This window comes from Mycobacterium sp. 852002-53434_SCH5985345 (assembly GCF_001667155.1).
In the GTDB taxonomy this organism is placed as follows: domain Bacteria; phylum Actinomycetota; class Actinomycetes; order Mycobacteriales; family Mycobacteriaceae; genus Mycobacterium.
Window position 1 is genome coordinate 34,202 of the sequence record NZ_LZIE01000014.1, and the last position, 11,973, is coordinate 46,174.

Consider the following 11,973-nt stretch of genomic DNA (forward strand, 5'->3'; position numbering starts at 1 on the left):
ATCGCCGATGCTATCGAGTACGAGAATCGCCGATTGGTCCGGGAGAGACGCGCTCAGCGCCGCTTGGTCCCCCGCTTTTCGCGCACCCGCACGTTGATCCGGATCGGCGAACCCTCGAACCCGAAGGCCTCGCGCAGCCGCCGCTCCAGGAAGCGCCGGTAACCCGCCTCCAAGAACCCCGTCGCGAACAGCACGAACGTCGGCGGGCGGGCGGTGGCCTGTGTCGCGAACAGGATCCGCGGCTGCTTGCCTCCGCGCACGGGAGGCGGCGTCGCCGCCACCACCTCCTTGAGCCACGCATTCAACGGACCCGTCGGAATGCGCATATCCCACGACGCCAACGCCGTCTCCATCGCGGGCACCAGCTTCTGCACCGCGCGGCCCGTCCTGGCGGAGATGTTGACGCGCTGCGCCCAGCGCAGCTGCACCAGCTCGCGGTCGATCTCGCGCTCCAGCAATTCGCGCCGGTCCTCGTCCACCAGATCCCACTTGTTGAAGGCCAGCACCAGTGCCCGGCCGGCCTCGATGACCATGGACAGCACGCGCTGATCCTGCTCGGTGAGGGGCTGCGAGGCATCGATGAGCACGACCACCACCTCGGCGGAGTCGATCGCCGAGTGGGTGCGCACCGAGGCGTAGAACTCGTGCCCGCTGGCCTGGCCGACCTTGCGTCGCAGACCCGCGGTGTCGACGAATCGCCATACCTTGCCGCCCAATTCGATCAGCGAGTCCACCGGGTCCACGGTCGTCCCGGCGACGTCGTGCACCACCGAACGCTCGTCCCCGGCCAGCTTGTTCAGCAGCGAGCTCTTCCCCACATTGGGCTTGCCGACCAGCGCGACGCGTCGAGGCCCGCCCGGTGCGGGCGTCGCCTCGGACACCTCCGGCAGCGCCGCCAGCACCTGGTCGAGCAGGTCGGCGACGCCGCGACCGTGGATCGCGCTGACGGCATGCGGCTCGCCGAGCCCCAGCGACCACAACGCCGCCGCGTCGGCTTCACCCTTCTCACTGTCAACCTTGTTGGCGGCCAGGAACACTGGCTTGCCCGAGCGCAACAGGATGCGGGCCGCGGCCTCGTCGGCGGCGGTCGCGCCGACCGTGGCGTCGACCACCAGGATGACCGCATCGGCGGTGCGCATGGCCACCGATGCCTGCTCGGCCACCAACTGCTGCAGGCCCTTGGCGTCAGGCTCCCACCCTCCGGTGTCCTGCACGACGAAACGGCGGCCGGTCCAGAGCGCGTCGTAGGACACCCGGTCGCGGGTCACCCCGGGAATGTCCTGCACCACCGCCTCGCGCCGGCCCAGGATCCGGTTGACCAACGTCGACTTGCCGACGTTGGGCCGTCCGACCACCGCCACGACGGGCGCGGGCCCGGCTTCGGCCAGCTCTTCGAGCCCGAATTCGACTGATTCCCAATCGCTTTCGTCGGCCCAGGTACCGTCAGAAGTCACCGCACCGCTCCGCTTCGCTGCTCGACCAACTCCAGCAGGTGGTCGATGACCTGCGCTTCCGTCATCTCGCTGGTGTCGACCACCACCGCGTCGGGCGCGGCGCGCAGCGGCGACACCGCCCGGGTGGAATCCAGATGGTCGCGCCGCCGGACGTCGGCCAGCACCGCGTCGTAGTCGCCGGTCAGCCCGGCCGCGACGTTCTGATCGTTGCGGCGCCGCGCGCGGGTTTCGGCCGACGCGGTCAGAAAGATCTTCACGGGGGCGTCTGGCAGGACGACGGTTCCGATGTCTCGCCCCTCGACGACGACGCTGCCCGAGCCCGCGGCCATTTCGCGCTGCAGCCCGACGAGGCGGGCGCGCACGGCGGGGACGGACGACACCGCCGACACCGCCCGGGTAACCTCGTCGCCGCGGATCTCAACCGAAACATCCTCTCCCGCAAGGAAGTATCGGTCACCCTCGGGGTGGTAGTCCACCGACAGCTGTGCCGTCGACCCGATGCGGCCGACGGCTTCGGCATCCGCCGGGTCGATGCCGGCGCGCAGTACCGCCAGGGTCACCATCCGGTACATCGCCCCGGTGTCCAGGTAGCGGGCGGCCAGCGCGCGCGCCAATCCCCTTGACACCGAGGATTTTCCGGTTCCGGCGGGCCCATCGATGGCCACCACCACAGGATTCACAGGCCGACCGCCTTGTACAGTTGGCCGACCTCGCCCTGGTTCAGCGCCCGGAAGCTGCCCGGCCGCTGCTTGCCCAGCGACACCGGTCCGATGTCGGTGCGCACCAGCGCTTCGACCGGGAAGCCGACCGCGGCCAGCAGCCGGCGCACGATCCGATTCCGCCCCTCGTGCAACACCACGCGCACCAGCGTCTTGCCCGGAATGGCGTCCACCACCGCGAATTCGTCGACGCGCACGGGGCCGTCGTCCAGTTCGATTCCCGCCTTCAGCCTTTTGCCCAGCCCCCGCGGCACCGACCCGGTCACCGTGGCCAGGTACGTCTTGGGCACCTCGTGGGAGGGATGCATCAGCCGGTGCGCCAGCTCGCCGTCGTTGGTCAGCAGGATCAGCCCCTCGGTGTCGGCGTCCAACCGCCCGACGTGAAAGAGGTTCTTGTTGCCGCGCACCTTGCGCTCCACCAGGTCGCCGATGCACGGCCGGCCGCGGTCGTCGGACATGGTGGAATGCATGCCCCGCGGCTTGTTCAGCGCCAGGTACACCAGCGACTCGTCGAGAACCACCCTCGCGCCGTCAACGCGGATCACCGAGGTGTCGGGGTCCACCCGGGTGCCCAATTCGGTCACCACCTGCCCGTCGACCTCGACACGGCCGTCGATGATCAACTTCTCGGCGGCCCGGCGCGACGCAATTCCGGCTTGGGACAACACCTTTTGCAGGCGGATCCCCTCAGTCTCGACCATCAATCGTGGTCCACGTCGAACGTCAGCGCCTGCTCGGGCGCCTGACCGCCCGACAGCTTGATGAAACGCGGCTCACTGTCCAGGGATTCGCTCAGGTCTTCGATCGTGTCGACGTCGGGCAGCAGCGGGGCGATGTCGGGAAGGTCGGCGAGCGACGTCAACCCCAACCGCTCCAGGAACAGGTCGGTGGTCGCGAACGTCACCGCGCCGGTGTCGTCGTCGACCCCGGCCTCGGTGATCAGGCCGCGCGCCAACAGCGTGCGCATGACGGCGTCCACGTTGACTCCGCGGACCGCGCTGACGCGCGCCCGGGTCACCGGCTGGCGGTAGGCCACCACGGCCAGGGTTTCCAGCGCGGCCCGGGTGAGCTTGGACCGCGCGCCGTCCAGCAGCAGCTTCTCCACGTATGGCGCGAACCGGGAGCGGGTGTACATCCGCCAGCCCTCGCCGGTTTGGCGCAAATCGATGCCGCTGCCGCGTTCGGTGAGTTCGTCGGCCATCTGTTGCAGCCGCGCGGCGACCCGGTAGACGGGTTGCTGCGTGGCCGAACCCAGTGCCTCGGCGCTGACCGGAGTGTCGACCACCAGGAGCAGCGCCTCCAGCACGGAGCCGAGTTCCTCGGCGTCCATCGGCGCCGCCTCGGCGATCTCCGGGATACCCGCGTCGAGATCGACGTCGGGCTCGTACTCAGTCATCTATTCGTCCCGCACTTCTACCAAGGCTTCGCTGGCCGGACGTTCCCCGGTCCAAGAAATCTGGAGCACGCCAAGGGGCTCCGACTGGTCGAATGCTACCGTCCGGCTCCGATACAACTCGAGCAGCGCCAGGAAGCGCCCGACGACCTCCATCGGCGCCTCGCAGTCGGCGACCAGCTCGGAAAACGTCGCCCAGTGGCCGCTGCCGCGAGACTCCAGGATCGCCAGCAACTTCTTGGCCTGCTCGGGCACCGAGACCGCCACCTCGTGCAGGTGCCCGACGGCCACAGTGGGAACGGGGCGCGGGCTGAACGCGATCGCGGCGATCTGGGCGAACCGTTCGGCGTCGACGCCCAGCATCACCTCGGGCAGCAGCTCGGTGAACCGGTCCTCCAGCGCCACCGCGCGCGGGTAGCTGCGCAGCGCCGTGGCCTCCAGCTCGGCGAACATCTCCGCGACGTGCTTGAACGCGCGGTACTGCAGCAGCCGGGCGAACAGCAGGTCGCGCACCTCCAGCAGCGCCAGGTCCTCTTCGTCGTCGATCTGGCCGGCCGGCAGCAGCCGGGCGGCCTTGAGGTCGAGCAGGGTCGCGGCGACCACCAGGAACGCGGTCGTCTCCTCCAGGTCGAGCTGGGAGCCGATCGCGCGGGTGTAGGCGATGAAGTCGTCGGTGACCTGATGCAGCGCCACCTCGGTGACGTCGAGCCGGTGGGCGAAGATCAGCTGCAGCAGCAGATCGAACGGCCCCTCGAAGTTGGTCAGGCGGACTTGAAAACCGTTCTTGGGTGGCGCCTCACCGTTCGCGCTGGCCGTCACGCGCCGAATCGGTCGATGAACTCGCGGGCCAGGGCGCGGTAGGCGACGGCACCCGTCGAGCGCGGGGCCCAGGTCGTGATCGGCTCGCCAGCCACGCTGGTCTCCGGAAATCGGACCGTCCGGGTGATGACGGTGTCGAACACCAGGTCGCCGAACCGCTCCACCACCCGGGCCATCACCTCACGCGAGTTGACGGTGCGCGGGTCATACCGGGTCAGCAGGATCCCGCTGATTTCCAGCTTGGGGTTGAGCCGGTCGCGCACCTTGTCGACGGTGTCCGTCAGCAGCGCCAGGCCGCGCAGTGAGAAGAACTCGCATTCGGTGGGGATCACCACGCCGTCCGAGCAGGCCAGACCGTTCACCGTCAGCAACCCCAGCGACGGCTGGCAGTCGATCAGGACGTAGTCGTAGCGGTCCAGCACCGGATGCAGCGCCCGGCCCAGCGTCTGCTCGCGGCCCACCTCGTTGACCAGCTGGATCTCGGCGGCGGACAGGTCGATGTTGCTGGGCACCAGGTCCAAATACCTGATCCGGGTTTGCATCAGCACGTCGTCGAGCGACACGCGCGGCTCGACCAGGACGTTGTGGATGGTCTTCTCCAGCTCGTAGTGCGGCACGCCGAGCCCGGCGGACAGCGCACCCTGCGGGTCCATGTCCACCAGCAGCACCCGCCGGCCGTATTCGGCGAGCGCGGCGCCCAGATTGATCGTCGACGTGGTCTTCCCGACGCCACCCTTCTGGTTGCACATCGCGACGACTTTGGCCGGGCCGTGCGTGGTGCGCGGCTGCGGTTCCGGGATCGCCCGCGGCGGCCGCCCGGTCAGACCGAGCTCGACGCCGCTGTCCGGCTGCTCAGTCATGGCGGGGGTGTTCGGGAGGTGAACATCGATCGAAAGTCTAACGGGTTCGAGCGCCGCAGCCGGGCGACCCGCAGGGCGTTTCACCAGCGAATCTCACCGGATTTGCGCTGGTAGTGCGCCTGGCGACGGTAATCGTTAACAGCAGTCACACCAGCACCACTGGGGCGGTGGTGGGCGGATTTCCAACTTGATATCGCGGGCGATATCGCGCGGCGGTGGGAGTGGCGCCGAGATCATCGTGCGGGTTGTGATTCCGGTGCCGCGACGACCTTGACGGCAATCTGGGCGCCCGTTACCCGGCGGCCTTCCGCACTACTGTGGCTTCATGGACCTCAAGCGACGAATCCCTCTGCTGCGATGGTCGGTCTGGCGGATGGCGACGGGCGCGCGCAACATCACCACGACGGGCCAGATCGGCGACGGACGCGAGGCCGCCGCGGTGGACTACGTCCTGCGCAACGCCAAGGCCGGCGACATCGACGACGTGCTGGCCACCATCGACAAGTTCGCCTACGAGAAGTCGATGCTGATCAACGTCGGCGACGAGAAGGGCCAACTCCTCGACGCCGCGGTGCGCCGCGCCGACCCGGCGGTGGCGCTGGAATTGGGCACCTACGTCGGATACGGCGCGCTGCGCATCGCCCGCGCCGCCCCGAACGCGACGGTGTACTCCGTCGAACTCGCCGAGGCCAACGCCGCCAACGCCCGGCGCATCTGGGCCCACGCCGGCGTCGCCGACCGGGTGACGTGTGTCGTCGGCACCATCGGTGACGGCGGGCGCACCCTGGACGCGCTGGCCAGCGAGCACGGGTTCGCGTCGAGCGCCCTCGACTTCGCCTTCCTCGACCACGACAAGGACGCCTACCTGGACGACCTGCACAGCATCATGGCGCGGGGGTGGCTGCGCCCGGGTGCGATCGTGGTCGCCGACAATGTCCGGGTGCCGGGCGCGCCGAAGTACCGCGAGTACATGCGCCAGCAGCAGGGCAAGCAATGGAACACCGTCGAGCACAAGGCGCACCTGGAATACCAGTCGCTGGTGTCCGACCTGGTGCTGGAGTCCGAGTACCTGGGTTAGGTCGGCCCGGCTTCACGGGCACACGAATGCGATCGGCGGGCATCCCGATTACCGCGCTCGCGGATGCGCTTCCGCCCACACCTCGCGCAGCGCGTGCACGGTGACCATCGTGTAGATCTGCGTCGTCGTCACCGAGGCGTGTCCCAGCAACTCCTGCACGACGCGCACGTCGGCGCCGCCCTCGAGCAGGTGGGTCGCGAACGAGTGCCGCAGCATGTGCGGGGACACGCCCGACTTGATCCCGGCGCGCTCGGCGGCGTCCTGCAGGACCTGCCAGGCGCTTTGCCGCGACAGCCGCCCGCCGCGCACATTGAGGAAGATGGCCGGTATGCCGCGGCCGCGACGGGCCAGGTCCGGCCGGCCGCGCACCAGATAGGCGTCCAGCGCGTGCACGGCGGGCCGCCCGATCGGCACCAGCCGCTGCTTGCCGCCCTTGCCGCGCAGCAGCACCGACCTGGCCCGGGTGTCGATGTCGTCGACGTCGAGGCCGACGGCCTCGGAGATGCGCGCGCCGGTCGAATACAGGAGTTCCAGCAGCGTCCGGTTGCGCAGCGTGAGCGGGCCGTCGGAAGCGCTGTCGCCGCCCGCACCGTCCAGCAGCGCCAGCACCTGGTCGATGGTCAGGCTCTTGGGGAGCCGACGGCCCGGGGTGGGCGGGCGGACCGCGCGCGCGACGTCCAGCTCGGCCAGGCCTTCCGCCGCGGCGAACCGGTGTAGGCCGCGCACCGCGATCAGGGCCCGCGCCGCCGACACCGCGGACAGCGCCGGGCTGCCCGAGTCGGGGTCGCCGCGACGCAACGCCACCAGGAAGTCGCTCACGTCGTCCTCGCCCACCTTGGCGATGTCGTGAATTCCGCGATCCGACAGATGCTTGGTGTAGCGGCGCAGGTCGCGACGGTAGGAGCTGAGGGTGTTCGCCGCGACGCCCCGTTCGATCGTGAGGTGGTCGAGGTAACCCTGGACTTGGGTGTCCAGGGCCACCGTTGTCATTGCGTGGCCTTCCGCGCGACGAACGCCGTGGGCTTGTCGGTCCACGGGCTGTCCACCGGCCGTGGTTCGGCGACACCCTCGGTTACCACGTGGGCGGCCAAAATCCCGGCAATCGCAATGGAATTCACGATCTCACCGCTGAACACCTGGCGGACCGCCTCGCCGACGGGCACCCAGCGCATCGTCATGTCGGCTTCCTCGTGATGCGCTTCCGGCCGCGCCACTTCGGTCAGCTCGGTGGCCAGATACACGCGCACCGATTCGTCGCTGAAGCCCGGTGCGGAATTCAGGTCGACCAGCACCTGCCACGTGCCGGCCCGCAGCCCGACCTCCTCCTGGAGTTCACGGACCGCCGTCTGCTGCGGCGGCTCCCCCACCACATCCAGCAACCCGGCCGGAAGCTCCCACAATCGCCGGCCGAACGCGTGGCGGTATTGGTAGACCATCGCGATGTCGTCGTCCTCGTTCAACGCCACGATGGCGACGGCCCCGTAGTGCTCGACGACTTCACGAATCGCGGTGGTACCGCCCGGCATCCGGACCTGGTCACTGCGTAGCGCGAAAATCTTTCCCGTGTACAGCGTTTTCGACGACGCCGTCTCGAAATCGTGTTCAGCCACGGGTCGCGGGCTCAGGTAACGACTGGCTGACGCCGTCCCGCTGCTGGTTGCCGTTCGAGCCGTGCTCGGGGAACTCCACCGGCAGCAGCTCGCCTGACTGGTAGTCGAGGGCCGCCCCGACGAACGCGGCGAACAACGGGTGCGGCCGGGTGGGCCGGCTCTTGAGCTCCGGGTGGGCCTGGGTCCCGACGATGAACGGATGCACCTCGGGCGGGTATTCGACGAACTCCACCAGATGCCCGTCGGGCGAGGTTCCCGAGAACCGCAGGCCGCTCTCGGCGATCTTGTCGCGGTAGGAGTTGTTGACCTCGTAGCGGTGCCGGTGCCGCTCCGACACCTGCGTGGTGCCGTACGCCTGGGCGACGATCGAATCCGGCTGCAGGACGGCGGGATAGGCGCCCAGCCGCATCGTGCCACCCAGATCCGCCTGGCCGGCCACGGCGTCGACCTGGTCGGCCATCGTGGAGATGACGGGATCCGGTGTCTCGGGGTCGAATTCGGCAGAGTTGGCCTGGTCTAGCCCCGCCGTGCGCGCGGCCTCGATCACGATGCATTGCAGGCCGAGGCACAGGCCCAGCACCGGGAGTCCACGCGACCGTGCGTAGCGGATGGCGCCGATTTTGCCCTCGATCCCGCGGATGCCGAAGCCGCCCGGGATCAGCACGCCGTGCACGTCGCCCAGCGCCGCCGCGGCGCCCGCCGGGGTATCGCAGTTGTCGGAGGCCACCCATTGCATCTCCACCTTGGCGTGGTGCTTGAACCCGCCGGCGCGCAGCGCCTCGGTGACCGACAGGTAGGCGTCGGAGAGTTCAACGTACTTGCCCACCAAGGCGATTCGCACGGTCTCGTGCGGCTCGTGCACCCTGCGCAGCAGGTCGTCCCACTCGGTCCAGTCGACGTCGCGGAACGGCAGGTTGAGCCGGCGCACCACGTACGCGTCGAGCTCCTCGCGATGCAGCCGCTTCGGGATGTCATAGATCGACGGTGCGTCCGGGGTGGAGATGACGCCGTCGATGTCGACGTCACACATCAGCGCGATCTTGTTCTTCAGCGCTTCGGGCACGTCCCGGTCGCAGCGCAGGATCAGCGCGTCCGGGGTGATACCGATGCTGCGCAGCGCAGCCACCGAGTGCTGGGTCGGCTTGGTCTTGAGTTCGCCCGACGGAGCCAGGTACGGCACCAGCGAGACGTGCAGGAAGAACACGTTCTCCCGGCCCAGGTCGTGGCGGACCTGGCGCGCCGCCTCCAGGAACGGCTGCGATTCGATATCGCCGACGGTGCCGCCGATTTCGGTGATGACCACGTCCGGGCGGTTGCCCTGGGCGTCCGGCTGGGCCATCGCCATGATCCGGCTCTTGATCTCGTCGGTGATGTGCGGGATCACCTGCACGGTGTCACCGAGGTATTCGCCGCGGCGCTCCTTGGCGATGACCGTCGAATACACTTGGCCCGTCGTGACATTCGCCGAGCCGGACAGGTCGCGATCCAGAAACCGCTCGTAGTGGCCGACATCGAGGTCGGTCTCGGCGCCGTCCTCGGTGACGAACACCTCGCCATGCTGAAACGGGTTCATGGTGCCCGGGTCCACGTTGAGGTACGGATCGAGCTTTTGCATCGTCACGTACAACCCGCGGGCCGTCAGTAGCTGACCGAGGCTGCTAGCGGTAAGACCTTTACCCAGAGAGGACGCGACGCCCCCGCTGACGAAGAGGTGCTTTGTGGCGGTTTGCGGGTGCTTTCGCACAGGCGGCCTCCGTGAAGACGGGCAGGGCGTCGAATTTTCTAGCGAATAACTAGTTGGGCCTGCCGACCCACGGAAACCCACCCTAACATCCACGACCGAAGTGTCGCGGCGAACACGCCCGCTACTGAGGCACCGTGATCGATGTCGCGCCGTGACCGGTGCCGTACTGACCGGCGTGGCCGCCGTTCATCAGGTCGTGCAGGCCCAGCACCGCGGTGATGCGGCCGGGGGCTGCGTCGACGTCGTCGACGGTGCTGACCGCCGAGTTCATCCCCGCATCGGCGCGCGTCACGGCAACGGCCGCGCCGCCGGTCGCCGAGCCGTCCCGCCCGGCCAGCAGCGTGCCCGAGCCGTGCGGCGCCAGCGCGGCGGCGAACCGGGCGACGCTGACGCCCTGATTACCGGCGTCCTGGGGAAGCGCGCCGCCGGTGACGATCAGCGCGGCATTCGCGGCGCCCAGGTGATCGCTCGGCTGATAGGTGATGAAACCCGTGTCGCGCAGCGCCGCCAGCACGGTGTCGCGCTGGGGCTCGTCGACCGGCGGGACCGCCGGGTTGGCATTGATCAGTAGCGCGATGCCCATCAGGTCGCCGGCCTGCGAGCCCTGGTCGACGAGCTTGGTGCTCAGCTGCTGACCGGCGGGCAGGATCGACGAGTTCACCACGGTCTGCAGCTTCTCCGCGGAATTGGCCTCGACGAACTCGCTCGTCAACGACACGGTTCCGGTCACCGCGCCGCCGGCCTGGCCGATGAACTTCGACACCGCGGCCACGTCGTCGTCTTTGGCGTCCGGGGTGCGGAACACCACGACCGACTTGCCGCCGAGCGCGTCGTGCACGATCCGGCCGACCAGCTGGGTGTCGAAATTGTTTGCCGCGCTGAGCTTTTCGTTCAGCACGTTCTTCTGGTCGTTGAGCCCGTTGATCTGGGTGTGCAGGTCCCGCTTCTCGTCACGCAGGCTGGACAGCAGGGTGTCGGACAGGAAGCCGGAACCGAGCACGACTCCCACGGCCAACGCCAGAAACACGGCGGCCAGCGATAAAGCGTGTTGACGTAGCGAGATCATCTTCTCCCCCTAGCTCACCAAGTGCTGAACCCAGAGGGAGAAGTGGTTCCAGTAGGCGGTGACCCAGTGCACCACCACGCCGTCGGTGCGGGACACCCACAGCGCGACGATGACCGCGATCAGCATCGTCAGCGCCAGCAGTGCGATGGCGCCCGCCGAGATGTGGTTGCGGTACAGCGTGGCCACGGCCTTGGCGTCCACCACCTTCTCCCCCACCCGAAGCCTGGTCAGGAACGTCGAGGGGTTGCTGTGCGCACGGGTCCGGTCGAAGAACGTCTCGATGTTGGCGGTGTGGCCGGCGGTCACGAGCAGCGCGGCGCCGTGGTGATCGGCCAGCAGCAGGGCCAGGTCGATCGCCGAACCCGCGGCCGGGAAGGTCATCGCCCCGACACCGAGGTCCTGGATGCGCTCCAGGCCGGGCGCGTGGCCGTCGGCGTCGGCGGGCAGGACGACCTGGGCGCCGCACTTGAGGGCGTCGGTACTGATCTGGTCGGGGTCGCCGACGATGACCTGGGGGCGATAACCCGCCTTGCGCAACACATCCGCGCCGCTGCCCACCCCGAAGAGCACCGGCTGGTACTCCTTGATGAACGGCTTGAGGGACTTCAGGTCCTCCTCGGCGCTGGGCTCGTCGGCGACGATCACCACGTGCCGGCGGCGCAGGTCGACGTCGATGTCGGGAATGCCGATGCCGTCGATCAACAGCGGGCTTTCGCTCTTGATGAACTCGATTGTGTTGCCCGCGAACGCCTCCAGGTGGGCGGACAGGCCGCTCTTGGCCTCCCGCATCAGGTCGGCGATGTCGTGGTCGGTGCGCTCGGTGCCGCGGACCAGCCTGCGGTCGCCGGAGTAGACCCCGCCTTCGTGCAGCCGGATCTTGGCGCCGTCCTTCACCTTCTTGAAGATGTCCGGCCCGGTCTCGTCGATCAGGGTGACCCCGTTGTTGACCAGCACCTCAGGTCCCATGTTGGGATAGCGGCCCGAAACCGACGGCGAAGCGTTGACGACCGCGGCGATATCGGCCTCCACCAGGGCGTCCGCCGTGATGCGGTCCAAATCGAGGACGTCGAGCACCACGATGTCGCCGGGGCAGACCCTGCGCAGCAATCGGTCGATGTTCCGGTCCACCCGAGCGGTGCCGACAAGGCCCGGCCGGGCGGTGTTACGGGTTAGCAGGCCTGACATCTTCATGGGGGCGATTCTGTCGGTGATGCAAGGAGGACGCGTGGA

At 68.7% G+C, this 11,973-nt stretch carries 12 protein-coding genes; 1 reads left to right on the forward strand and 11 read right to left on the reverse strand.

Going from position 1 to position 11,973, the window contains the following annotated elements; translation table 11 throughout:
- Positions 1-53: 53 nt before the first annotated feature.
- The 6 genes from der to A5756_RS02135 are packed head-to-tail and all read right to left on the reverse strand — an operon-like array spanning position 54 to position 5,245.
- Complete coding sequence (gene der, locus A5756_RS02110) at positions 54-1,454, reverse strand: ribosome biogenesis GTPase Der (protein WP_066946159.1); 1,401 nt, start codon at positions 1,452-1,454, stop codon at positions 54-56.
- Positions 1,451-2,134, reverse strand: coding sequence for a (d)CMP kinase (cmk, locus tag A5756_RS02115; RefSeq protein ID WP_232005306.1), 684 nt, complete (start codon positions 2,132-2,134; stop codon positions 1,451-1,453). Before cmk ends, der begins: the two co-directional genes overlap by 4 nt.
- Complete coding sequence (locus A5756_RS02120) at positions 2,131-2,874, reverse strand: pseudouridine synthase (protein WP_066946162.1); 744 nt, start codon at positions 2,872-2,874, stop codon at positions 2,131-2,133. The genes cmk and A5756_RS02120 overlap by 4 nt, the downstream gene beginning before the upstream one ends.
- The gene (scpB, locus tag A5756_RS02125) at positions 2,874-3,569 is read right to left on the reverse strand and encodes an SMC-Scp complex subunit ScpB (RefSeq protein WP_066946165.1); all 696 of its coding nucleotides are present in this window, start codon (positions 3,567-3,569) and stop codon (positions 2,874-2,876) included. The genes A5756_RS02120 and scpB overlap by 1 nt, the downstream gene beginning before the upstream one ends.
- Complete coding sequence (locus tag A5756_RS02130) at positions 3,570-4,385, reverse strand: segregation/condensation protein A (protein ID WP_066946168.1); 816 nt, start codon at positions 4,383-4,385, stop codon at positions 3,570-3,572.
- Complete coding sequence (locus A5756_RS02135; RefSeq protein ID WP_066946171.1) at positions 4,382-5,245, reverse strand: ParA family protein; 864 nt, start codon at positions 5,243-5,245, stop codon at positions 4,382-4,384. Before A5756_RS02135 ends, A5756_RS02130 begins: the two co-directional genes overlap by 4 nt.
- Positions 5,246-5,570: 325 nt before the next feature.
- On the opposite strand from A5756_RS02135, the gene A5756_RS02140 reads away from it, so the two are divergent.
- Positions 5,571-6,323 (forward strand): O-methyltransferase, encoded by a 753-nt coding sequence (locus A5756_RS02140; RefSeq protein WP_066946174.1) that lies wholly within the window; start codon positions 5,571-5,573, stop codon positions 6,321-6,323.
- Positions 6,324-6,371: 48 nt separating this feature from the next.
- Here A5756_RS02140 and xerD read toward each other — a convergent pair whose 3' ends face one another.
- From xerD to steA, 5 genes are all read right to left on the reverse strand, one after another.
- Positions 6,372-7,313 carry a site-specific tyrosine recombinase XerD gene (xerD, locus tag A5756_RS02145; protein ID WP_066946177.1) on the reverse strand — a complete coding sequence of 314 codons (942 nt, stop codon included), beginning with the start codon at positions 7,311-7,313 and terminating at the stop codon, positions 6,372-6,374.
- Positions 7,310-7,933 carry an NUDIX hydrolase gene (locus A5756_RS02150; RefSeq protein WP_066946180.1) on the reverse strand — a complete coding sequence of 208 codons (624 nt, stop codon included), beginning with the start codon at positions 7,931-7,933 and terminating at the stop codon, positions 7,310-7,312. Before A5756_RS02150 ends, xerD begins: the two co-directional genes overlap by 4 nt.
- Positions 7,926-9,677, reverse strand: a complete 1,752-nt coding sequence (locus tag A5756_RS02155) for a CTP synthase (protein ID WP_066946183.1) — start codon at positions 9,675-9,677, stop codon at positions 7,926-7,928. The genes A5756_RS02150 and A5756_RS02155 overlap by 8 nt, the downstream gene beginning before the upstream one ends.
- Positions 9,678-9,798: 121 nt before the next feature.
- The gene (locus tag A5756_RS02160) at positions 9,799-10,743 is read right to left on the reverse strand and encodes a copper transporter (protein ID WP_066946186.1); all 945 of its coding nucleotides are present in this window, start codon (positions 10,741-10,743) and stop codon (positions 9,799-9,801) included.
- Positions 10,744-10,752: 9 nt separating this feature from the next.
- On the reverse strand, positions 10,753-11,934 hold the full coding sequence (gene steA / locus A5756_RS02165; RefSeq protein WP_066946190.1) for a putative cytokinetic ring protein SteA: 1,182 nt from the start codon (positions 11,932-11,934) through the stop codon (positions 10,753-10,755).
- Positions 11,935-11,973: the final 39 nt, after the last annotated feature.

Coding starts and splice junctions, on each gene's coding strand:
- A5756_RS02120 (WP_066946162.1), bottom strand. CDS start 2,874: ATGGTCGAGACTGAGGGGATCCGCCTGCAAAAGGTGTTGTCCCAAGCC.
- scpB (WP_066946165.1), bottom strand. CDS start 3,569: ATGACTGAGTACGAGCCCGACGTCGATCTCGACGCGGGTATCCCGGAG.
- A5756_RS02135 (WP_066946171.1), bottom strand. CDS start 5,245: ATGACTGAGCAGCCGGACAGCGGCGTCGAGCTCGGTCTGACCGGGCGG.
- A5756_RS02140 (WP_066946174.1), top strand. CDS start 5,571: ATGGACCTCAAGCGACGAATCCCTCTGCTGCGATGGTCGGTCTGGCGG.
- xerD (WP_066946177.1), bottom strand. CDS start 7,313: ATGACAACGGTGGCCCTGGACACCCAAGTCCAGGGTTACCTCGACCAC.
- A5756_RS02160 (WP_066946186.1), bottom strand. CDS start 10,743: ATGATCTCGCTACGTCAACACGCTTTATCGCTGGCCGCCGTGTTTCTG.
- steA (WP_066946190.1), bottom strand. CDS start 11,934: ATGAAGATGTCAGGCCTGCTAACCCGTAACACCGCCCGGCCGGGCCTT.